Below are 22,587 nucleotides of genomic sequence, written 5' to 3'. Positions count from 1 at the left end.
GGACTTCTGCTCCGGGGCCAGCGATAACCTCTGCGAGCACTACGTGCGGTGCGGATACGCCGCCAGCTTCGCGGGTTGCAAGCAGTACAGCGGGGACCGAGACCCGTTTGCCAACAGGCTGTGTCCGAGCATTTACGTTCAGGCCGTACGAGAGGGGCGGATGAACTTCCATCCCGATCGGGCGGCGGCCTGTGTTGACTGGCTTATCGCAGCGGGCGGGCAGTGTTTGCGGGAAGACTTCTCGAAGACGCCCTGCGACAAGATCTTCACGGGTGCGAGGAAGCTGGGAGAGTCCTGCGCTGAGAACCTCGACTGCTGCGCGGGTGAGCTCGCCTACTGCCAGCCCCCACGAGAGGAAGGGGGAACGTCTGTCTGCGCGCCCAGGTTGTGTGAGGGAGAACGGGCGCCGGATAGCGGCGCCTGTCGCCCTGGACTCTATTCCTATGAAGGGGTTTGCACTGTGCTCGCGACCAACGACTGCAGACCGCTCAGAGAGGGGGGTCCCTACCAACAGTGCGAGCAGGGCTCCTTCTGTCGGCACAGGGATACGAGTTGTGTGTCAGGGCCCTTTCCGTCGTGTTCCATTTGCCCGTCCCCGCTCGTCTGTAGCTCCAGCTGCAGCAGTCCGATCGCCGCGGGCCAACCGTGTCCCATTGATGCGACGGATTTTTGTCAGGTGGATGCCACCTGCGTTGCAACGCCTGGCGCTCCTTTTGGCGGTATATGTCAGCCCAAGCCGCTATCCAATGAAGGCTGAGTAAAACAGTGACAGTGGCCGAGTCCCGCTCCTTCAGGTCCTGGAGGGCGGGACTTCTAATACCTGTGTTGACAGCGTGGCATGAGGTTTATAGGTCTATCAGTTGTTGATGAGACGGTAGGCACTTAAATGGAGGAAGTCATGCCATCCAACATGCTCGCAGGGCGTTTTGACCTCACGACGGGGAAGTTTGGAATGGAGACGGTGGCCATTCCGGAGCCCGGCCCGGACGAGGTGCGCATCAAGGTTTCCGCCGCGGGCATCTGCCTGTCCGACATCCACATCATCGACGGCACGTTGCGCCTGGAGCCGCGCGAGGGTCTCACGAAGGTCACGCTCGGGCACGAGGTGTCCGGTGTCATCGAGAAGCTGGGGTCGGCGGTGCCTCCCATGTGGCAGCTCGGCATGAGGGTCCTGCTGCAGGCGGGACAGAGCTGCGGCAGGTGTCCGACCTGTGTGGGCCGCACGGGCCCGTGCGTCAAGCCACTGACCCGGGGTGTGGACTACGACGGCGGTTGGGCGGAATACGCGCTGGCGCGCTTCGACACGCTGGTGGCCATCCCCGAGGACCTGCCCTCGGAGCAGGCCGCCATCCTTCCGGACGCGGTGTCCACGCCGTACGCCGCCATCGTGGAGACGGCCCAGCTCAAGCCCGCCGAAGCGGTGGGTATCTGGGGCGTGGGTGGTCTCGGCGCGCACGCGGTGCAGCTCTGCCGGGCCTTTGGCGCGGCGCCCATCGTGGCCATTGATCCCCTCCCCGATGCGCGGGAGCGCGCGCTGAAGCTCGGCGCGGACGCCGCGTTGGATCCCCGACAGCCGGATTTCCGCGAGCAGATCAAAACGCTGACGGGTCGCCGCGGTCTCGATGTCGCCCTGGATCTGGCGGGGGTGCAGCAGGTGCGCGAGCAGGCCCGGTCGGTGCTCGCGCCCATGGGCCGGCTGGTGCTCGTCGGGCTCGCCGGAGCCCCGCTGTCGCTCGGCCTGGATGTGCCCTTCTGCTACGCCATGCAGCAGGTGCGAGGCCATTACGGCTCCTACCCCCGGCATCTTCACCAGTTGGTGACGCTCTCCCGCTTCCGCCGAATTGATTTCTCCGGCTCCATCTCGGACGTCCTTCCTTTGCGAGACGCCCCGCGAGGCGTGGAGCGGCTCATGAAGAAGGAAGGGAGCCCCATCCGTCTGGTCTTGCGTCCAGGAGTCTGAGGTCCACCCGGTTTGTCCACAGGAGTAAAGCCCGTGTCCGCCTCTTCGCATGTCCTAGAGCTCTCCGAGCCCGTGCCTCTCACGATGGAATTGCTGCGCGCCGCCGTGGCCCTCCGCCCGGCTCGTCATGGCGAGGTCCCTCGTCTCGAGGTGCGCGTCCGTCACCTCTCGCCGGACCCGCGGCAGCTCGCGCGCTACCGCGAGGTGTGTGACTTCCCCGCGGATGGTTACCTGCCGCTGACCTTTCCCCAGGTGATGGCCACGTCGCTGCACCTCTCGGTGCTCAACCGCCCCGAGTTTCCGTATCGGCTGCTCGGCATGATCCACGTGCGCAACCAGATCCGTCAGTACCGGCGGCTGGCGGAGAACGCCTCGCTCTCCGTGCACGTGTGGGTCGAGGGCCAGCGCGAGGTCCGGCAGGGAATCGAAGTGGACCTGCACACCCGCATGGAGCAGGACGGGGTGCCCGTGTGGAGCGCCGTCACCACGATGCTGCGCCGTCTGCGTGGCGCGGACAAGCGCCGGCGCGAGGAGCGGCCCGCGGGGGCCACGTCCACTGCCACGGAAGAGGACGTGCTCTTCGCCCACAGCCGCCCCGCGCGTTGGTCGGTGTCCGAGGACACGGGCCGGCGCTACGCGCGAGCTTCCGGGGATTACAACCCCATCCACCTGAACGCCCTCACGGCCATCCCCTTCGGCTTCCCGCGTGCCATTGCGCACGGCATGTGGACGGTGGGCCGCTGCGTGGCGGAGATGGGCGAGGCGGCAGAGGCCTCCGCGCTCACCCTCTCCTCGGAGTTCCGCCGTCCGCTGTTGCTGCCCTCGCGGGTGGTGTTCCAGACGACGGCGCTGAAGGGCGGCGGCGTCGCCTACCGGGTGAAGTCCGAGGACGGCCAGCCGCACGTCATCGGCCGGCTGTCGCCCGGGGCAGCGGCGGAGTCCTAATCCCCTTCGGAGAAGTGACCGAAGGGAAGGCACCCTCTCCCTTCGGGAGAGGGTGGGGGTGAGGGTATCCGAACCCGTTTTTCCAACCCGTGGCCCTCAATGTGGACACGGGGTTCAACCCGGGGCCCTGGAACCCTCACCCCGTCCCTCTCCCGAAGGGAGAGGGGAAATCTTCGCGGACCTACCTGAAGGGGATTAGAGCCCGGCCACCTTGGAGGAGCTGACCACCGAGTAGGCGAAGGCCAGCTCCTGTTGTGAGCGGGGTGGGGCGCCCAGCTCGAAGCGCACGATGCCGTCCTCGCTCACCTTCGCGGGGGCGGGCTTCGTCTGCTCCTGGAGCAGCTTCACCTCCACGGCCTCGAGCTCGGACACGGGCATCCGCTCCTCGAGGACCACCTTCTCCGCGCGGGTGCCGGTGTTGGAGAGGAACAGCTTCACCTGATGGGTCCGGGTGCGCTTGCCGGTGATGCGCTGGGTGTCCTGCTTCGAGTCCACCAGGCGCGCGATGCGGAGGGTGTCTTCGCTGCCGAAGCCCAGCTTGAGCTTCTCGCCCAGACCCGTGAACTTGAGCTGGGCCCGGCCCACGTAGCCGCTCGAGCGAACCAGGTCCACCGGGCCGGCCAGCAGCACCGCTGGGCCCCGGTTGTCGAAGCGCGCCACCCGGTGCACCAGCGGCGAGTGCTCCGGATGGCCGATGAGCTCGGACGTCGCCGGGGCGGTGAACTGGAACAGCGGCACGCGGTGGGGTGCGCCGTCACTCGGCACGGTGACTCGGTGGGAGGCCCGCAGCGTCTGGGCCTCGCCGCCGTCGTCCAGGCCTGGCATGGAGTCGGACGGGCTGGCGCCCCCCTCTCCGGTGGTCTGGAGGACCTCCTCGCGGATGGATACCTCCACCGAGTGCTTCTCCTGCTCGCTCTTGTCGCGCAGCTGCAGCCAGTCCTCCATCAGCCGAGGCGGCGAGGCGCCCAGGGTGGGGCGAGCCGTGGAGAACAGCAGCTCCACGTCCTTCCACTCCTCCTCGGTGCGCTGCCACACCACGGCCTCGCATTCGAGCGTCACTGCCTCGCCGTTGTCGACCGGGGCGAGCGTGGCACGGTACGCCGGCCGCCACACGGCACAGGGCACCAGGTACGTCACGCGCAGCGATGCGGTTCCCCCTTGGGGGAGGTTCGTGTCCAGCTCCGCGGTGGTGACGAGCTGTTGCTCCGTCTGCTCGCTCTGGGCGAGCACTGCCCGGGCCTCCACCAGCCGCTTCCACGTCGCCTCCACGTGCTTGCGCGCCCGCCGAAGGGACTCCTCCGTGGAGGCGGACTCCTTGCGCACGGTCTCCAGTTGCTCGTGCCAGGACTCCGGCTTTGCGCGGCCGACGCCCGAGAGCTCGGCGATGGCGCGCAGCACATCCTCGCGAGCCACGTTCACCACCTCCAGGCGGGATTGCAGTCGCTGCGCGTCTGCCTGCGCGCGCTTCAACTCCGTCTCCAAGTCCTCGACGCGGCGGCGTAGCTCCGTCTTCTGTTCGCGCGCGTCCTCGCGGGGCTTCTCCTTCCACGCGCGGCTCACGCGCGCCTGCGAAACGGTGCCTCCGGTGAGCTGGGCCTGGAGCGACCGGTCTACCGCGAGCGGCGAGAGTCCCTCCACGCACAGCCGCTGCGGCCCGGCAGGCAGCACCACGTCTCCGCGGCGCTCCACCAGCGCGCGGTCCTCGAGGACGGTGACCTTGACGATAGGCAAATGGATGCGGGTGCTCATCACGTCCTCCGGTTGCCACCCACGAGCATCTTGCTCGAGGGAATCCGTACGGCCCACGTTGCATTCAGCGTCTGCGTCTCACCCGGCTGCAGCGTCACCTTCCAGGCGCGCTCGCCCTCCACGGGCGTCTCTCCGGGCAGGAGCGTGCGCTTGCTCCAGGCGGGTTGCACCTCGGACTCTTCCACCTTGATGTCCCTCTCCGCCGAGGGCACGGCCGGCACGCGCTCCAGCACCTCCACGGTGACACGCTGTTGCGTCCGGTTGGCCAGCTCCACACAGACGTGGTGGGTGAGCATGTTGGAGTTGCTGAACATGCCGCCGGAGACTTCGTCGAAGCGCGTGTTGCGCGACACCTTGATGGACTCTTCGACGCCCAGTCCCAACTGCTGCGTGGCGCCGGGCGCGAGCGTGGGCAGGGGAGACGTCATCAGGAACTCGTCGCCGAGCGTGATGTCCACCGGGCCCGCGAGCAACGCGTGCGGCGTGCGGTTCTCCACCTTCACGGTGCGGAAGGCGCGCGGCTCCATCGAGGGCACGCAGACGTATTGGGCGCTCAGCCCCACCGGCGCGGAGAACACGGGTACGGTGTGCCACACCCCATCCGAGGGCACATCGACGCGCATCTCCACGTCAAAGCGGTAGTCGAAGTGCGGCGTGGATTGGCGGGGGGGCACGGACCAGGCCGGGGGCGCCACACGCTGCACGGAGGCCGCTGTGCTTTCATACTGGGCCATGAGCGCGAAGACATCCACGCGCACGTGGATGCCCATGAGCATGAGCAGCTCTCGGGACATGGCCTCGGGCTGGGGACGCAAGCGACCGCGCTGGGCGGGTTGGTCCGCGGCGCCAAGCTCCAGGCTGCCGTAGTCGAGCAGGTCGCCTGCCGGCACCAGCTCCCCAGCCAGCTCAAACGGCGGGCTTCCAAAAGCACCGCCGCCGCCTTCGCCGAACGACAGCGCACCGTCCAGGTCCATGGCCTCGGACTCCGGTGCCTCCTCCTTCACGGAGGGACTCCTCCGCATCTCCCCGGAGGACGAGAGGTCGCCGCTCCTCATCATGTTCGAGCTTCTCTTGAGCGCGGGAGGTGGCGCGCTGGGAGCAGGGGCGGGCGGAGCGCCTCCCGGGGCCGGGGAGCGGAAGGAGCCGGTGGGCCTGGCCGCGGCCATGGGCGCGGCGGGCGCGGCCAGGGCGGGCATGGACTGGGACACGCGCGCCGGCGGAGGCGGAGGGACGAAGGCGGGGAGTGAGGGCCGTGAAGGGCGTGAGGGCTCCTCCATGACGGCCTGCGGTTTCGGAGTGGGCTCGGGTGGTGGGGAGCCGGGTTGGGGGCGGGGCGGACTCGCGGGTCGTGCCGTGTCGTAGCCCGCGAACAGCTCGTCGAGTCCGGGCGGTGGCTCGCGCCAGCCCGAGCGGGCCGGTGGAGGCTGGCGCCGGCCGATGCGCAGGGCCTTCAGCTCGGGGACGTCGGCGCGCCGCTCCAACTGGGCAGTGGACAGGGACATCCGCACGTTGCTCCAGTCCTCACCGGTGCGCTGGATGATGGAGGCGCGCATGAGCAGCGTGCCTCCATCGAGCGTCCGGGGCAGCCGCAGGTCGTATCCCGGCACCCAGCGGGCACCGTGCACCACGTACTCGAGCGCGAGCTGAGCGCCCTCGTGAGTCCCGTCCACCTCGGAGAGCGTGATGACGGCTGCCCGGTAGAGCTGCGCGCGTTGCCCGCGCACCGCGGATGAGCCCTCTTCCAGCCGGCGTCGGCGCAGCTCCACCTCTTCCATGGCCTCGCGGTGCTGGCGCTCCAGGTCGATTTGCTGGGCCAGAAGGGTGGAGAGCTCCGTGTCGACGAAGCCCGCGAGCGAGAGGATGGCGGTGAGGGCCGACTCGCGGGGCTCCTGGAGCACATCCTTCTTGTAGGGAGGGAAGGAGGGCTTGAGCTTCTGGAGGGCTGCGATGTCTCGCTGAACGCGCTCCATCTCAGAGGCGAGGCCGGAGAGCTTCTCCTGGGCCTCTTCCAGGGCGCGCTGGGCGGTAGAGATGTCCACCTCCTGAGGCAGCCGCACGTCGAAGACGGGCCGGATGTCCTGGACCCGGAGCGTGTGGGGGCCCTTCTGCACGGAGGCCCGGAGCGAGCCGGTGCGGAGCCCGAGCGGTAGGCCCTCGATGCGCACCTGTCTAGGAAGTCGGCCGTTGTCGGACGGCACCGCGGCCAGGCGTGTGCAGAGCGCGCCCTCGGCATGAACGGTGACCGCATCCAATGTGGAAGGTATGACGACCATCGAAGCCCCCTCGGTCGAGACAGCAACAGAGGGGAGGCTAGCCGGGATGAGGGGTGGACCGCGAGCCCCCTCTACGTTCGGCCATGGTCTCAGCCGAGGAGCTTCATTCCTGAGGTGAAAAGGACCAGGGGCGATTCTGGGGAAAGCCTCTGTCGGGTAGGGCCTTCATCGACCGCGTAGCTTCGCGCGTGTCCCCGTTTGTGGTGCTGTTGCGCCCGCTGCCGCGAGCCGTTCCGCGCGCAGGCGGCGCACGCGGCGAGTGCTGATCGTCAGCCCATCCACCTTGCCTGACGCCGTTCGCGTGAAGGTCACCGTCCCGAGCGAGCTGCTGACGAAGCGGTCGCCGCCGATGGCTTCGAGCGTGATGGCCGTCTGGCGCGGCCAGTACACCGTCAACTTGCCATCGGTGACGCGCACCGTGTAGGTCATGTCGACCTCGTCACTCCGGTACTGCCCCGCGAACGACGACAGCGCTGAGACGGTCGGCAACGGCGCGGTCACGCGCGCAAAGACCCTTGGCGGCAGCGGCTCGCCCAGGATGTGCAGCTCGCGCGGCGCATGGGCCGGCGCGCCGGCGGCTGGCGCGGGGAATCGCCATTCCTCGGTTGACTCGCCCACGCGGAACGCACCGTTGCCGAGCGGCACCAACGATGTCGGTGCATCGATACGCCGCAGCACGCCGTCCTTCACCTCCAGTCGCAGCACCGCGTCCGACAACTGGCTCCAATAGACGCCGGCCAGCGCGGACAGCTCCGTCTCCGGCACCTCCACCGCGGGCGGTGTAACGGCGGTCATGCGATCGCCCAGATACACGTCTGCGACCTTCCGTGTGAGCGTGTCGGGCGCGATCGTGGCACCGTTGCACAGCGCCACGATGGCCAGCCGTTGATCTGGGAAGGCAATGACCTCCGCGCGATAGCCGGCATCCGCGCCGCTGTGCCCCACGGTCCGCAGGCCACGATAGGTGCCGACGTACAGGCCGCCGCCGTAGCTAATCGCCACGCCGTTGTTCAGCGTCGCCGATTTCTGCATCCACTCCACCAGTGCGCGCCCGCCGACGCGCGCGTGGACGAAGTTCTCCTCCCATTTCAGCAGGTCGCCGACCGTGGTGAAGAGGCTACTCGCGCCGTAGACGTCGAACACCGGGATGCTGATGCTCCACCCGCCCCCTTTGCGCTGACGGTAGGCCGACGTGCGCTGCCGCACGATTTCCGTGTGATCGTCATGGAAGTGGGTGGCCGTCATGCCGAGGGGTCGAAAAATCCGCTCGTCGGCGAACGCCCGCAGCGGCTTGCCCGACACGCGCTTGATGATCACCGCCAGCAGCGTGTACCCGGTGTTGTTGTAGAGATCCTCCGTCCCTGGCTCGAAGTTCAGCCCGCGCTGCTTCGCCGCGACCCACAGCACATCCTCTTCGGTAATCAGGTCATCGAATCGCCAACCAGCCAGATTCAGCAGCGACCACTGGTCCCGCAGGCCGCTGGTGTGATGGATCAGGTGCGCGAGAGTGATCTTCTTCCCATAGTCGGGCATCTCCGGCAGGTACTTCCTGATGTCATCCTCCAGCGACAGCTTGCCCTCTTGCGCCAGCAGCCCGATCGAGAACGCGGTGAACTGCTTGGCGATGGATGCGACATGGAAGATCGACTCCGGTGTGATGGCGACGTCGTACTCAAGGTTCGACATGCCGTAGCCGCGTGCGTAGTCCAGCACACCGTCACGGGAGATCGCCACGGCGCATCCCGGCGTCGTGGGACCGGCCCACGGAGCGAACACTGCGTCGACCTGCTTGTGGCGATCGGCTGGCGAGGCGCTCGCCGCCTGGGCGTGGGCAATGGGGGCCTGGGTGGCCCACGCTACGGCGATGGCCGCCATCAGCATGATGGGTGGAGTGACACGCATGAGAGGCTCCTGAAGCCCAGTACACACGAGGATGTGTCCGCAACGTACCACACGCTTTCGTGGACACAGGTGGAGTGACGCGACTTGCTGCGAGCCCCCAGTTGCTGCGTGCCGGAGGCACCCCATTTGTGGACATTCAGGGATATGAAATACGCGTTAAACAACCGCCGGTCCTGCTGGAGAGAGGTCGATGCTTCGTCTTTTTTTTCTTTGCATCCTGCTGTTCGGAGCCGTGGCCGATGCCGCTGAAGCCGAGGGCTTCCGCGAGGACGCGCGGTCGATTGAGAAGCTGGTCAATGACCATTACGCCTATCTGGACCGTTTTTCGGATGGGCGGATGCCCCTGTCCGCGAAGCTCCGCGCCGAGGCGGAGCAGGTCCACGACAAGCGTTCGTTGCTCCGCTTCGCCGAACGAGCACTGCTCACCCTCGCTGATCACCATGCCATCACGGGGAGCTCCTTCTCGGACAGCTGGGCGATCGTTCCAAGCTACTCGGACCTGTGGATCGAAAAGCGCGGACCCGACTTCAGGGTGGAGGCCGTGCGGCAGGGCTCACCCGCGGAGCGAGCGGGGATCAAGGTGGGAGACCGGCTGACCGCGATAGAGGGCATGCCGATAGCACGAGCGGTCGAGGCTTTCTGGGCGGACCTCGGGATGACCTCGACCGACGAGCGGGCGGGTTTTGCCGCGCGTGTGCTGGCAGCGGGGAAGCGGGACCGGCCTCGGACCCTCTCGATTCAGCGTGAGCGGGGCAAGCCGCAACGGATGGTTCTGCCCAACCTCTATACGGTGGCGGCCCATCATCCCCCCATCTCCGCCAGCCCTTCGGGCACCGACCTGCGGATCAAGTTCAATGACTCGCTCGGCGATGACGAAACCATCGCGGCCTTCGACGCGGCGATGGCGCAGGCGCAGCCGGGACAGCGGGTGATCATCGATCTCAGTGAAACGCCGGGCGGAGGCAATACGGTAGTTGCCCGGGCGATCATGGGCTGGTTCGTGTCAAAGCCAACCGCCTATCAGGTGCACAATCTCCCCGAGGAGGAGCGGCGAACCGGAATCCCCCGCCAATGGGTGGAGCAGGTGCTGCCGAGGGCAGGGAAGCACCATCCGGGTCCTCTCGTGATTCGCGTCGGCCGCTGGACCGGGAGCATGGGCGAGGGGCTGGCCATTGGCTTCGCTGCACTGGGAGCAGAAGTTATTGGCGAGCCCATGGCGGGGCTGCTGGGCGCCATTTACGATTACAATCTCACCCACTCGGGCCTGCTCCTGAAGCTGCCAACGGAGCGACTCATGACGGTGGACGGGAAGCCTCGCGAGCACTTCATGCCGCACAGTCCAATCGCCGTCCCGAGCCGCTAGCCGAGCCTCGCTTTCGCGAACCTGTCCGACAGTCGGACAAGTTGTGGAAGAACACGCCCGGAGGGTCTCCTGCTCTGGATTCATTCAGGCCCCTGGAGGGACTTTCTTCGACTGGCTTAAAGGTAGAGACCTAGATTGTCCTCGATCAGGCCCGACCAGGTGTCGCTCGGAATGAGGCAGAACCGAGCCTGTCCGGCCTGGGCCTCGCGGAGTCGCCCGAGAAGGCCGTGCAGGTCGACCAGGAGGGGGGAGGATTCGGGGAGCGTCTGGGGTGCCTCCTCGAGTGCCCGGATGAGCGCCTCGACCAGAGGTATCGCGCTCTCTGGCTCATGACATGCAGCGCCCCGGCTGGTGACGGGTAACGGCGCCATGAACTGGCTGAGCGGAGGATAGCCCGATGCGACAGCGAGCCGGTCGAGCTCCTCTCCGTAAAGGGTCAGCATCCTCCCGCTGTCACGGGTGAGGCGGGTCCCCATGGGCACACGCCGGTCGAGGGCCACTTGAGTCGTCTCGGGCTTGCCGAGGAGAAAGGCCACATAGAGGTACCCGAGGTAGAGCGCGACGGCGGTGGACAGACCCGCGCACAGCACTGGGATGTACTCGTGCATGAAGCCATAAAAAATCAGCAGGCTGAGACAGATGACGCTCACAGTCACGAAGCCCCAGGTGACTTTCTTTCCCCGTAGAAACTCCCGATATGGACTGGCCAGCATGGAAGAACGCATCGCAAGGGTTGTGCCAGCCGCGCCCGCTTCGCATCGTGAGTGTGGCTCAGGCGCTTCCACGACTTCTCGTCCCGATTGAAGAGCAGCGGCGCGACAACCTGGCAAACGCACAGCCCGGTGGAAAATACATCGTCAGATCAAAATGAAGCCTTCCTCCTCCTTGGGCATGGTTCACTTCATGCTCCACCGACGCCCCTGACTGTCCGGGTTTGAGACCTACATCAGGCACGCTAGCGGCTTCAGGAAGAGGACACTCATGAGACGTTTGATGAAGGGAATTTGGCTTCGTTCGGTCGTAGGCCTCCTGGGGGCGGCATTGCTGCCTGCCTGCGACAAGACTCCTCCCCCGGAGCCGGAGATTCCCGTTTGCAGTGAGCCGGGCATCCCTGAGCTGGAGCCCCAGACACAGGTCCGCCCAGGGCCTGTGAGCTCGCTGGCTGCGGTGGATATCCGCACCCAGCTGGAGTCCATCCCCGGCCTCACCGTGCTGGATGAAGTGCAGGTGGATGGCTTCCGCTTCTTCACGCTGGACTTCGAGCAACCGGCGGATCACCTCAACCCCCAAGGTGAGCGCTTCCTCCAGCGGATGACGCTGTTCCACAGCGCGGTGGACGCCCCCATGGTGATGGACACGGAGGGAGAGGCCATCTTCGCGGAGCCTATCGCCGCCGAGCCCGTCTATCTCCTCGGGGCCAATCAGATCACCGTGGAGCACCGCTTCTTCGGCACCTCGCGGCCCGCCTCGGGCGACTGGAAGCTGCTGACCATCGAGCAGGCCTCGGCGGACTTCCACCGCGTCGTCGAGACCTTCAAGCCCATCTATGGCGCTCGGTGGCTGTCCACGGGAGTCTTCAAGGGAGGAACGTCCGCCATCCTCCACCGCTACTTCTACCCGGATGACGTGTATGCCACCGTGCCCTATGCGCTGCAGCACAGCCAGGGGCTGGAGGACGAGCGCCCCGGGCACAGGCTGGCCCAGGTGGGTGACCAGGCCTGCCGGCAACGGCTGGAGGAGCTACAAAGGGCCGCCTTGGAGCGGCGAGAGGAGCTACTGCCCCTCGTGAACGCGCTGGCGAGTGAGGGCACCCGCTTCGATACCCTGGGGCCAGACCGGGCCCTTGAGTTCGCCGTCGTCGAGCTGCCCTTCAACTTCTGGCAGCGCTACGGGCTCGAAGTTTGGGATTGCAGCAACCTTCCCGCGCCCACGCTCTCTGCCCAGGAACTCTTCAACTTCGTGCTCGACGTTGGGGGTCTCGCCTACGCCTTTTCGGATGAAGGCCTGGAGACGGATGCGCCGCTTCGCTACCAGTACGCCACGCAATTCGGCTCACCTCACTACCCGGAAGAGCACCTGCGGCCGTTGCTGCGTTATCCCGGTGAGCACGAGGTCACCCGCTTTCCTCCCACGGGAGTGGAGAAGCGCTTCGAGGGCCAGCTCATGAAGCGGGTAGAGGAGTGGATGCGCACGGACGCGCAGCGAATGCTGCTCGTCCATGGCACCCTCGACCCTTGGACCGCGAGCACCTTCGACGTGAACGTGTGCAAGGGCGCCTACCGCCTCGTCGTTCCGGACAGCAACGGCTTCTACGGCGTGCTGGGAGAGCTGAACGAACCCGCGCGCGGCTTCGTGTTCAGCAAGCTGTCGGAGTGGGCGGGCGTGCCGGTGAGGGAGCCCTCTTCGAGCCCCTTCGAGCGCCACCCGCGTGCTTCCAAGTGGCGTGCGAGGGTGGATCGCGGGCAGACGCTCCGTTCCATACGGTAGCTGCTCGCTTGTGGCGCGCTCGCCCGTCGGCGTATGGGCGGAAGGGGGGCCCTGTTGCTGGGCGGTGGGCTGGAAAAGCAGCCGCGGCTCACCGCCCGGGGATGCCGCCCCACGAGCGGCCCCCTCGAACAGATGCCTGGACCTCACCGCCGCCGCGGAGGACCTAGAGCGGGCCGTTGAAATTCAGGCCGAAGCCCGTACCGGAGACGTAGTACCAGGCCGGGTACGTGGAGCTGAACTGCGGCACGTAGCACAGCACCTGGCCGCCATCGGCGCGCACCGTTTCGCGGACCTGCTGGAGGATGTCCATCGTCTCCGAGACGCTCGTCCCAGAGATGTTGCAGTAGACCCAGTTATTGTCCGTCGTGAGCGCGGTCACCTGGAGGGTGTTGTTCCGCATGTGGACGAACCGGATGTTGGCATCGCGCCACTGATTCGTCGCCTGGGAGTAGATGGACAGCCTGGCGGGTACTGCCAGGGCGGTGCTCGACGCCAGCAGCCCGAAGAGCAACAGCGTGCGCATCATGCTCATCACTACACTCCTTGGTGCAGGGTGATGCGGCATCCTACGAGGGGGCTCTGACACCCTGCGGAGGTCGGGAGGGGGTCCTCCCATCGAGAAGCGCCCGCCCTGTTACGACAGGCAGGCCGAGTACAGGGGCAAGTGCTACCTACCGGTCTCGGCCAGCTCCCGGAACACGCGCGAGCCCCGGTCCTTGCGCCGGTAGGCAAAGGGTCGCGACGAAGCGACGGTGAAGGACCCAGGGTCAGTCCGCCCTTGACGAAGCCTCCTCCTGGCTTCTGCTCACTGCAGGGGGTCGCTCTTCGAGACCTCCTTCACCACGTCGATGAACGCACGCAGCCCCGCCGGAACGTGACGATGGCTGGGGTAGAAGACGCACAGCCCGGGCCACGTCGGCAGCCAGTCCTCCAGCACGCTCACGAGCTTTCCGGACGCGAGATACGACCGGACCTCCCACTCGAACAGATACGCGAGCCCGGCGCCACTCAGCGCGGCCTCGATGACGAGCGAGAGCGTGTCGAGCGTGAGCGGCCCATCCACCTCGACCGCGAGCTCCTCACCGTGACGTTCGAACTCCCAGGCGTAGAGTCCACCGTTCCTCTTCCGCAGGCGGATGCAGGAATGCGCATGCAGATCGGCCGGTACCTTCGGGCGAGGATTCGCCTTGAAATACCGGGGTGAGCCGACCACCGCGGCGCGCTGTCTCGGACCGTAGGGCACGGCCACCATGTCTTGCGGCACCGCTTCGAGTAGTCGGATGCCGGCGTCGAATCCCTCCTTCACGATGTCGACGAAGCGCGAGTCGGCCACGAGCTCGACCTTCATGTCGGGGTAGCGCCTCATGAACTCGAGCACCACGGGCTTGAACAACTGCCGCGCGGCGCCCTCCGCCGCGGTGATGCGCAGCGTGCCTGTCGGTGTGTCGCGGAACTCGTTGACCGACTCCATCGCCGCCGAGAGCTCGGTGAGCGCGGGCCGGACGCGCGAGAGGAGCCGCTCGCCTGCTTGCGTGAGCGAGACGCTGCGTGTCGTGCGCTGGAAGAGCCTGACGCCCAGCTGCTTCTCGAACGCCGCGACCAGATGGCTCAAGGCTGACGGCGAGAGACCGATCTCGGCCGCAGCGGCCCGGAAGCTGCGGTGCGCCGCGACGGCCGAGATGGCTTGGAGCTCGAAAAAACCCGGTCGTTTCATTGTGCTGTCTCCTGCATCAGTCCATGCCACTTAGCGGTGATGGTTGCACCAGTCGAGCGGGGTTATCTGAGCGCCACACAGGAGGAAGCACCATGAAGAAGACGGTCCTCATCACTGGCGCATCGTTTGGATTCGGCAAGGCCACGGCGGAGTTGTTCGCCGCTCGCGGCTGGAATGTCATCGCCACCATGCGCACACCGCGGGAGTTGCCCGGCACGTTCGTCACCCGGCTCGACGTCGAGAAGCCGGAGACCATCCGCGCCGCCGTGGACGCGGGTCTGGCGAAGTTCAGGCGCATCGACGCGGTGGTGAACAACGCGGGCTACGGCCTCTCCGGCGTGTTCGAACTGACCCCGGACGAGAAGGTGCGCGAGCAGTTCGAGGTGAACGTCTTCGGCGTCATGAATGTCGTGCGCGCGGTGCTGCCGCACTTCCGTGAGAACAAGGGGGGCTGCATCGTCAACGTGAGCTCCGGAGCCGGCGTGTTCGGCCTGCCGCTGATTTCCCTCTACACCGCGAGCAAGTTCGCCTTGGAGGGCTTCTCCGAGTCACTCTCGTACGAACTGGGCGCGCTCGGCATCCGCGTGAAGCTCGTCGAGCCGGGCGGAGTCACCAGCACGAGGTTCGTCGAGCGCTCGGCGAAGGAGGCGAGCGCGTTGCCAGGCGACGTCCGTGACTACGCCGCGTTCGTCTCGGCGGCGAACCAGGTCTTCGCGGCGATGCGCGCATCACGAGGCGTGGACAAGGCCGCGACACCGGAGCACGTCGCCGAGGTCATCTTCGAGGCCACGAACGATTCGTCGGACCGCCTGCGCTACGTCGCGACGAACGACATCCTTCCACTGGTCGAGGCGCGCCGGCAGACGTCCGAGACTGAGTACATGGCGTTCATGCGAACCCACTTCGGGCCAAGGTTGCCGCTGGCCATGAACCAGACCCTCCTCATCACAGGTGCATCCGGCCAACTCGGCCGCCGAGTGCTCCACCATCTGCTCGAGAGCAACGAGGTTTCACCCGCGAGAATCATCGCGACGACGCGTGAGCCGGCAAGGCTCGCGGAGTTCGCGGCGCGCGGTGTCTCGGTCCGGCATGCCGACTTCAACGATGCGGCCTCCCTGGAAAAGGCCTTCGCGGGCGCTGACAGGATTCTCATCATCTCGACTGACGAACTGGACCTCGTCGGCGGAAAACGCCTCAGGCAGCACGAGACAGCGGTCGCGGTGGCCAGGAAGGTGGGCGCTACGCATCTGGCCTACACGTCCATGCTCTCACCGGAACCGGGCTCGCCCTTTTTGCTCGCAAGCGACCACTACGGCACCGAGCAGGCGCTCAAGGCAAGCGGACTCTCCTACACCCTCTTCCGCACCAACTCTTATTTCGAGAACCTGATGTGGTCGCTGCCAGCCATCATCGCCACGGGCCGCTGGCATACGTCCGCGGGAGAGGGACGTGTCGCTTATGCCGCGCGCGACGACATGGCCGCCGCCATCGCGAGCCATCTGGCATCGGCTTCGAACGACAGCACAACGCTCATGCTGACGGGTTCCAGGGCCTACAGCCACGCGGAGGTCGCCAGGCTGGTGACGGAAGTGACTGGCAAGCCGATCGAGCTCGTCCCCCTCTCCGACGAAGCCTTGACCGACACCTTGATTGCCTCGGGCGTTCCCGAACCCTTCGCGCGGCTCCGCGCATCGGTCGATGCCAATGTGCGCGCCGGAAACTCCGACCCGGTGAACGATACGCTCGAGACGCTGTCACGGCGCAAGCCCATGTCCCTCGAGCACTTCCTCGACACGAACAGGGCCGCCTTGATGGGCGGATGAGGGAGCCCCCCCGAGGCACATAGGCCTCAAACTTCCAGCTCGCTGCGGGCAACTCGGCCCTGGTGGTGCGCTCCTTCCTCGAGTCGTTCTGAGTGCGAACAACCTCTAGGATGGGCGGCATGGGGAACTCGCTCTCTTGGTCGGGGTCCGCCTCGACCTGCTTTCACCTGGGGCTTCCGCGCTGTGAGCGTGTAGCTTCCGCTCCGTGGAGACCATCGGAATGACGGACCCAGGACCTGCCGGCAGGCGGGCTTTGGCTCGCGGGGCGACCGCGAGGTGGCTGCGATGCATCACGGGCCTCGGCTTGCTGATGTGCTGCGCGTTCAGTGGCGCGCACGCGGCGGAGCCGGCCCGCCTCATCAGGGATTTCCACCATACCGCGTGGACGCTCAAGGACGGCGCACCCGCGGGCATCTGGACCATGGCGCAGACCCAGGACGGTTGGCTCTGGCTGGGCACGTCCGCGGGGCTCTGGCGCTTCGACGGGGTCGTGTTCGAGCGATACGACCTGCTGCCAGAGGGCAGCTCGGTGTCGCGCTCGGTCAACATTCTGTTCGCCTCCCGGTCGGGTGGATTGTGGGTGGGCTACTCCTACGGTGGCGCCGGTTTCCTCAAGGACGGCGTGGTGACCCATTACGGCTCCAAGGAAGGCCTTCCGCAGGGCTCGCCCATCGAGAATTTCGAGGAGGATGGAGAGGGGCGGCTCTGGGTGGCGACCGCCAAGGGCCTCTACGTGCTCGAGCAGGGGGCCTGGCAGCTGGCCGACGCGCGATGGGGTTTCTCGGTACCTGGCGGCGCCTCGCTCGTTCGAGACCGGACGGGTACCCTGTGGGCCTCCACAGACGATGGCGTCTATGTGCTTCGCATGGGGGCGCGGCGCTTCGAACGTGTCGAAACCAACGCACAGCCGAGCGCCGGCTTGTTTCGCACGAACGACGGGACCCTTTGGAAGTACGACAAAAGTGGATTCAGCCCGCTTCTCGGTCCCGATGTGCCGCCGCGGTCGGCCACATTCTCCGAAGACGCGTCACTGGAATCGGACTCGCTCCTCTTCGACCGCGAGGGCGCCTTGTGGGGGATTTCTTGTCCCAATTCCGTCTGTCGCCTCGAGAATCCCTACGCCTCCAACCTACCCCTCCGCCGGCGGACTCTCTCCAGCGACATGTTCTTGGCGTCGGACGGCCTGTCGTCCGATTCCGCGATGATCCTGCTGGAGGATCGAGAAGGCAGTATCTGGGTGGGGACGAAGCTCGGGCTCGACCGCTTCCGGCGCAACGATGTCACGACCGTCCGGTTCCCCGAGCCGCTGGTGTACTTCGCACTGCTGCCTGGTGAAGCCGGCGCGATGTGGGCCGGGACGGCGACCAATAGCGGCCTTACCGATCGCTTGTGGCGGCTGGAGCCGCGCCCGAGCCTCGTACCTGGCTTCTCCGGCGAAGTGACGGCGGCCTACCGCGATACGGACGGCAGCATGCTGCTGGCCGGTTCTCAGGGCGCGTGGCGCTTCGCCGACGGGAAATTCACACCCCTGGCCGTTCCGAAGAAGGAAGAGGGCAACAGGGTGCAGGCCATCATGCGCGACGGGGCCGGGCGGCTGTGGATGTCCTTTCGTGCGTCGACCGCCTACAGGCTGGACGGCGACACGTGGACACCGCGCGGTGGTATCGCCCACCTGCCGGAGCTGCCTCCTACCCGCATCGTGACGGACGAGCAGGGGCGCATGTGGTTGGGGTACGGCCAGAACACGCTGGCCATCGTGGAGGGCTCGAAGGCGCAGGTGTTCTCCGAGGCCGACGGCTTGCGGACAGGAATCGTGAGCGCGATCCTTCCGGGCCCGGACACGCTCGTGGGCGGTGAGCTGGGGATGGCTGCCTTCGACGGCCGACGCTTCCGTCCGCTCGTCGCCACGCGGCCGGACGTGCTCACCGGTGTCACGGGCTTGTTGCGGACGCGGGATGGGACGCTCTGGGTGAACGGCAATGCGGGCGCCGTGCGTATCTCGGCGAACGACCTCCGCCGGGCGCTCGCCGAGCCGGACTTCCGGATGCCTTTCGAGCTCTTCGATATGCTGGACGGCATGCCGGGCGCCGCGCAGCAGGTTCGGCCCCTCCCGACGCTGGTCGAAGGCACGGACGGGAAACTCTGGTTCGCCGCGACGGACGGTCTTGCGTGGATCGATCCGGAACGCATTCATCACAACCCCCTGCCACCGTCTGTCGTGATTCGCTCCATCATCGCCGGCGATCAGCGCTATGCGCCGCGGGCTGACCTCCGGCTGCCGCCGCTCACGCGCAGCCTGAAGATTGACTACAGCGCGCTCAGCCTCGCCGTGCCTGAGCGTGTCGCCTTCCGTTACCGCCTCGATGGCGTGGACGACGGCTGGCAGGATCCGGGCTCACGGCGCGAGGCCATCTATACGAACCTCAGGCCGGGCCACTACCGCTTCCGGGTCATCGCCGCCAACGACGATGGCGTGTGGAACGAACAGGGCGCATCACTCGCGTTCGAGATTGAGCCGACGTTCTTCGAGACTCGCTGGTTCCTGGCGCTCTGTGTGCTCGTCGCGTCGGGGCTGTTGTGGCTGCTGTACATCCTCCGCCTGCGGCAGATGACGGCGCGCGTGCGCCAGCGCCTGGAGGAACGCCATGCAGAGCGCGAGCGGATCGCCCGCGAGCTTCACGACACGCTGTTGCAGGGCATCCAGGGATTGATGCTGCACTTCCAGGCGGCCACCGCGCGCCTGCCGCAGGGGGAACTCCGAGCGGGGATCGAACGGGCGCTCGACCGTGCGGACGATGTGCTCGTCGAGGGGAGGGATCGGGTGCGGGAGTTGCGTGCGTCGAGCGGCGGCCTGCCGGACCTCACCAACGCCTTCACGGCGATCGCGAGCGAGTTCGGCGAGAATCATGCCCTGGCCTTCCGCATCGTCGTCGAGGGCGCCTTGCGTGCATTGGATCCGCTCGTCGCCGACGAACTCTACCGTATCGGCCGCGAGGCCCTCTTCAATGCCTTCCAGCACGCGGACGCGAGCGAGATCGAAGTCGAGATTTCGTACGGCGTGGACGAGCTGCGCCTGCGCTTCCGCGACAATGGGCGTGGGATTGACTCGTTGATCCTCAGCGCTGGCCGAGCCGGCCACTGGGGACTTCGCGGCATGCGCGAGCGGGCGGAGAAGCTAGGGGCGCGCCTGGACATCCAGAGCGGCGTTGGACAGGGCACCGAGGTGGTCCTCTCGCTCTCCGCCGCTCGGGCCTACGTCTCGCGTGCCGGGGACAGAGGGCGGCGCTGGATACGTCGAGTCTTGCGTCTGCGCTGACGGGGTGGACGGAGCTCCCGTCCACCCCAGTCCCTACCTGGGGCACCACCGGGCCGTCAACGCTCGTCCTAGGGCGACGTGGCACCGTTGGAGACGGTGACGATGACGGCCGCCGAGGTGCTCTCGTTCCCCGCGGCATCGTGGGCCTTGACGCTCAGGGTCCGGGAGCCGTTGGGCAGCGAGGTCGTGTTCCAGCTCCAGGTGTACGGTGCGGTGGTGTCGCTGCCCAGCAGGCTGCCCTCGTCGTAGAACTCCACGCGCGTGACGCGCACGTTGTCCGTGGCGGAGGCGGAGAGGACAACGGTCCCCGTCACCGTCGTGCCTGGAGCGGGCATTCGGAGCGATACCCGGGGCGCGACGAAGTCGTTGTCAACGGTGACGCTGACGGTTGCCGAGGTGCTCGTGTTACCCGCCGCATCGTGGGCGATGGCCTGGAGGGTATGCGTCCCGTTTTCCACCCGTGACGTGTCCCAGGCGCCGTGGAAGGGCGACTCGGTCTGGGTCGACTGGACCGCACCGTCAATGACGTACTGCACGAGGATCACTCCGACGTTGTCCGTCGCGTTGACGCTGAGGGGCACGATTCCTCGCACCGTCGCACCGCTGGCCGGTGAGGCGATGGAGATGACGGGGGCCGTCAGGTCGTTGCTCAGGTTCACCTGGATGCTCGTGGAGGTACCCACATTCCCTCCCTCGTCGTAAGCCTTGGCGAGCAGGGTGTGCGTCCCATTGGCCGCCGAACGAGTGGCCCAGCTCAGGGTGTACGGCTCGGACGTGTCGCTGCCGAGTGGGGTGGTGCCGTCATAGAAATCCACGCGCGTGACGCCCACGTTGTCGGAGGCGGAGGCGGAGAGGGTGACGGTGCCCGTCAGTGTGGCGCCCGCCGTGGGCTCGGTGAGGGACACCTGGGGGGCGGTCTTGTCGTTGTCGATGGTGACCGTGACGGACGCCGAGGAGCCCACGTTCCCTGCCGCGTCGTAGGCCTTGGTGGATAGGGTGTGCGCCCCATTCGCCACGGTGCGGGTATTCCACAGGAAGGAGTAGGGCGAGGACGTGCTGCTGCCGAGCGGGGTGGTGCCGTCATAGAACTCCACGCGCGTGACGCCCACGTTGTCGGAGGCGGAGGCGGAGAGCGTGACGGTGCCCGTCAGCAGGGTGCCCGCGGCTGGGGACGTGAGCGACGTCACGGGGGCCACGGAGTCCGAGGAGTCGACGGCGAACACCAGGTCGTCATGGTCGTTGTAGGAGCCGCTCACGCAGGGCCCGGTCGCGCTTCCCCCATACCGGAAGAGGCCACGGATGACCTGGAGGCCGGCCTGCTGCGGCAGGGTGTAGGTTTGCGAGAGCACCTGGGCACCGCTGGCCGTGGACGTGAGGGTGCCGAGGAAGGTCCAGCTCGGGCTGTTGGCGTTGGCGGCGGCGTAGAGGTCCAGCTGATCCGACGAGGCGCCCCACACCCAGACGGTTGCCTCGATGCGGACCTGCTTGCCAGCGGTCAGTCGGGTGCCGTCCACGCTCACCACGCGCAGCCGGTCCAGCGACTCATCGCTATGGTAGGCACCCGACGTGCCGTCCGCGCACGAGGCATTCAGGGTGTTGGGGGCGTTGGCCTCGGGGCCGAGCTGGGCGCGGCCGTTGAGCAGCGTGCCCGAGGTGCACTCCGTGCCGACGGTGGAGCACACCGGCACGCGGCGCGTGCTGTCGTATACGGCCGTCACGACCTGGCTCGCGGTGGTGCAGACGTTCTGGGTGCTGCACACCTGGCCCGAGCCGCAGGTGCCGCACTGGAGCGTGCCGCCGCAGCCGTCCGGGATGCTTCCACAGTTCTTCCCTTGCGCGACGCAGGTGGTGGGCACACAGGTCCCGTTCCCGGGGGTGTAGCGCTCCGCCCCTGGTGAGCTGGCCCCACCCACCACCAGCACGCTGCCATCGGCCAGCAGGTTGGCCGTCAGGTACGAACGAGCCGAAGCGAGGGGTTGTTCGGCTGTCCAGGTACCCGTCGCGGCGGTCCACCGCTCCACCGAGGAGAGCCAGGCTCCGCTTGCGTTCTGGCCGCCCATCGCCAGCACGTCGCCATTGGAGAGGAGGATCAGCCCATGGTTCTTGCGTCCCTGCGCGAGCGAGCCGGTGAGCGTCCAGGTGTTGGCCGCCGGGTCATACAGCTCTGCGCTCGCCGCTCCCGCGGTGGTATCTCCGCCCACGACGAGCACCTTGCCGGAGGGCAGGAGCACGGCAGCACCCGAGCCATGCGGCTGGTTGCTGTTGCCCGCGTTGCTCCAGGTGTTGGTAGAGGGATTGTAAATCTCACACGTGGTGATGTTGCCGAACGTACCGGCCACCAGCACTCGGCCATCTGTGAGGCGCGTGGCTGTGTGCTTCAGCCGGGTGTAGTTCATGGCCGCCGCCGTGGACCAGGTCCCGCTCGACGGGTTGTAGATCTCAGCGCTGTTCGCATTGCCGCCCGTGGCGAGTTGGCCGCCCGTCACCAGGACGCGGCCATCCGACAGCAGCGTGGCGGCGGCCTTCGAGCGAGGGATCGCCATCGAGCCCGTCGTGCTCCAGGTCTCCGAAGCGGGATCGAATAGCTCAGCGCCGCTCAACACCACCGAGCCCAGGCCTCCGGCGATCAGCACCTTTCCATTGGAGAGTCGGGTCGCCGAGAAGTCGTAGCGAGGCACCGACACGTAGCCCGTGTAGACCCAGTCATTGGTGGAGGGACGGTAGGCCTCGGTATAACTCGAGACCTGGCCCGAGGACGTCAGTCCGCCGACCGCCAGCACGCGGCCATCCGCGAGCGTGACGGCCTGGTGAAGCTGCCGTGGCTCGAACATGGCCCCCGTGGGCTGGGTGAGCGCGGCCGGGGTGGTCCGCACCCGCTCCTCCTCTGCATGATGGGTGTTGCAACCTGCGCCCAGCCATGTGGCCGCGACGAGCAGTCCTATTGCCTCGAGCTGATGTTTCATTTCATCCCCCTCCGAGGAGAGCTGTCTTTCGAAATCCCCACAGCAGACGTCTCTATCGTCCGGCTCTGACATGGGAGCCACCTGTAAGAGAG

The 22,587-nt window shown here is 66.9% G+C and carries 13 protein-coding genes; 6 read left to right on the top strand and 7 right to left on the bottom strand.

The features are described 5' to 3' along the window. Positions 1-898: 898 nt before the first annotated feature. Together F0U60_RS39745 and F0U60_RS39740 are read left to right on the top strand one after the other, a co-directional pair. On the top strand, positions 899-1,960 hold the full coding sequence (locus F0U60_RS39745; RefSeq protein ID WP_395807622.1) for a zinc-binding dehydrogenase: 1,062 nt from the start codon (positions 899-901) through the stop codon (positions 1,958-1,960). A 33-nt stretch (positions 1,961-1,993) separates the two neighbouring features. Further along, positions 1,994-2,905, top strand: a complete 912-nt coding sequence (locus F0U60_RS39740) for a MaoC/PaaZ C-terminal domain-containing protein (protein ID WP_395807620.1) — start codon at positions 1,994-1,996, stop codon at positions 2,903-2,905. 195 nt (positions 2,906-3,100) lie between these two features. Here F0U60_RS39740 and F0U60_RS39735 read toward each other — a convergent pair whose 3' ends face one another. The 3 genes from F0U60_RS39735 to F0U60_RS39725 all read right to left on the bottom strand — a co-directional run bounded on the left by F0U60_RS39735 (position 3,101) and on the right by F0U60_RS39725 (position 8,829). Next, positions 3,101-4,654, bottom strand: coding sequence for a mucoidy inhibitor MuiA family protein (locus F0U60_RS39735; RefSeq protein ID WP_395807618.1), 1,554 nt, complete (start codon positions 4,652-4,654; stop codon positions 3,101-3,103). Further along, positions 4,654-6,927, bottom strand: a complete 2,274-nt coding sequence (locus F0U60_RS39730; protein WP_395807616.1) for a mucoidy inhibitor MuiA family protein — start codon at positions 6,925-6,927, stop codon at positions 4,654-4,656. Before F0U60_RS39730 ends, F0U60_RS39735 begins: the two co-directional genes overlap by 1 nt. A gap of 165 nt (positions 6,928-7,092) precedes the next feature. Further along, on the bottom strand, positions 7,093-8,829 hold the full coding sequence (locus F0U60_RS39725; RefSeq protein ID WP_395807614.1) for a serine hydrolase domain-containing protein: 1,737 nt from the start codon (positions 8,827-8,829) through the stop codon (positions 7,093-7,095). Between the two features lie 190 nt (positions 8,830-9,019). Here F0U60_RS39725 and F0U60_RS39720 point away from each other — a divergent pair, with 190 nt between their 5' ends. Beyond that, on the top strand, positions 9,020-10,192 hold the full coding sequence (locus F0U60_RS39720; protein WP_395807612.1) for a S41 family peptidase: 1,173 nt from the start codon (positions 9,020-9,022) through the stop codon (positions 10,190-10,192). Positions 10,193-10,308: 116 nt separating this feature from the next. On the opposite strand, the gene F0U60_RS39715 is transcribed toward F0U60_RS39720, so the two are convergent. Continuing rightward, complete coding sequence (locus F0U60_RS39715) at positions 10,309-10,842, bottom strand: hypothetical protein (protein WP_395807610.1); 534 nt, start codon at positions 10,840-10,842, stop codon at positions 10,309-10,311. Positions 10,843-11,185: 343 nt separating this feature from the next. Between F0U60_RS39715 and F0U60_RS39710 the strand changes: the two genes are divergently transcribed. After that, positions 11,186-12,679: a S28 family serine protease gene (locus F0U60_RS39710; RefSeq protein WP_395807608.1), complete on the top strand. Its 1,494-nt coding sequence runs from the start codon at positions 11,186-11,188 to the stop codon at positions 12,677-12,679. Positions 12,680-12,842: 163 nt separating this feature from the next. Here F0U60_RS39710 and F0U60_RS39705 read toward each other — a convergent pair whose 3' ends face one another. Both F0U60_RS39705 and F0U60_RS39700 read right to left on the bottom strand, forming a co-directional pair. Next, the gene (locus F0U60_RS39705) at positions 12,843-13,211 is read right to left on the bottom strand and encodes a hypothetical protein (RefSeq protein WP_395807606.1); all 369 of its coding nucleotides are present in this window, start codon (positions 13,209-13,211) and stop codon (positions 12,843-12,845) included. A 273-nt stretch (positions 13,212-13,484) separates the two neighbouring features. Next, positions 13,485-14,393: a LysR family transcriptional regulator gene (locus tag F0U60_RS39700; RefSeq protein ID WP_395807604.1), complete on the bottom strand. Its 909-nt coding sequence runs from the start codon at positions 14,391-14,393 to the stop codon at positions 13,485-13,487. Between the two features lie 92 nt (positions 14,394-14,485). Here F0U60_RS39700 and F0U60_RS39695 point away from each other — a divergent pair, with 92 nt between their 5' ends. Continuing rightward, positions 14,486-16,216 carry an SDR family NAD(P)-dependent oxidoreductase gene (locus F0U60_RS39695; protein WP_395807602.1) on the top strand — a complete coding sequence of 577 codons (1,731 nt, stop codon included), beginning with the start codon at positions 14,486-14,488 and terminating at the stop codon, positions 16,214-16,216. Positions 16,217-16,436: 220 nt separating this feature from the next. Further along, positions 16,437-19,532 carry a triple tyrosine motif-containing protein gene (locus tag F0U60_RS39690; RefSeq protein WP_395807600.1) on the top strand — a complete coding sequence of 1,032 codons (3,096 nt, stop codon included), beginning with the start codon at positions 16,437-16,439 and terminating at the stop codon, positions 19,530-19,532. A gap of 68 nt (positions 19,533-19,600) precedes the next feature. On the opposite strand, the gene F0U60_RS39685 is transcribed toward F0U60_RS39690, so the two are convergent. After that, on the bottom strand, positions 19,601-22,495 hold the full coding sequence (locus tag F0U60_RS39685; RefSeq protein WP_395807598.1) for an Ig-like domain-containing protein: 2,895 nt from the start codon (positions 22,493-22,495) through the stop codon (positions 19,601-19,603). Between the last annotated feature and the right edge of the window lie 92 nt (positions 22,496-22,587).

Source organism: Archangium minus (genome assembly GCF_044360475.1).
In the GTDB taxonomy this organism is placed as follows: domain Bacteria; phylum Myxococcota; class Myxococcia; order Myxococcales; family Myxococcaceae; genus Archangium; species Archangium minus.
The sequence above is the reverse complement of the archived record's forward strand: the minus strand, read 5'-3'. Positions and strand labels throughout refer to the sequence as shown.

What these genes read in the sequence shown, in the direction of transcription:
- F0U60_RS39745 (WP_395807622.1), top strand. Translation starts at nt 899, where the DNA reads ATGCCATCCAACATGCTCGCAGGGCGTTTTGACCTCACGACGGGGAAG.
- F0U60_RS39735 (WP_395807618.1), bottom strand. Translation starts at nt 4,654, where the DNA reads ATGAGCACCCGCATCCATTTGCCTATCGTCAAGGTCACCGTCCTCGAG.
- F0U60_RS39730 (WP_395807616.1), bottom strand. Translation starts at nt 6,927, where the DNA reads ATGGTCGTCATACCTTCCACATTGGATGCGGTCACCGTTCATGCCGAG.
- F0U60_RS39725 (WP_395807614.1), bottom strand. Translation starts at nt 8,829, where the DNA reads ATGCGTGTCACTCCACCCATCATGCTGATGGCGGCCATCGCCGTAGCG.
- F0U60_RS39720 (WP_395807612.1), top strand. Translation starts at nt 9,020, where the DNA reads ATGCTTCGTCTTTTTTTTCTTTGCATCCTGCTGTTCGGAGCCGTGGCC.
- F0U60_RS39710 (WP_395807608.1), top strand. Translation starts at nt 11,186, where the DNA reads ATGAAGGGAATTTGGCTTCGTTCGGTCGTAGGCCTCCTGGGGGCGGCA.
- F0U60_RS39705 (WP_395807606.1), bottom strand. Translation starts at nt 13,211, where the DNA reads ATGAGCATGATGCGCACGCTGTTGCTCTTCGGGCTGCTGGCGTCGAGC.
- F0U60_RS39700 (WP_395807604.1), bottom strand. Translation starts at nt 14,393, where the DNA reads ATGAAACGACCGGGTTTTTTCGAGCTCCAAGCCATCTCGGCCGTCGCG.
- F0U60_RS39695 (WP_395807602.1), top strand. Translation starts at nt 14,486, where the DNA reads ATGAAGAAGACGGTCCTCATCACTGGCGCATCGTTTGGATTCGGCAAG.
- F0U60_RS39690 (WP_395807600.1), top strand. Translation starts at nt 16,437, where the DNA reads ATGACGGACCCAGGACCTGCCGGCAGGCGGGCTTTGGCTCGCGGGGCG.
- F0U60_RS39685 (WP_395807598.1), bottom strand. Translation starts at nt 22,495, where the DNA reads ATGAAACATCAGCTCGAGGCAATAGGACTGCTCGTCGCGGCCACATGG.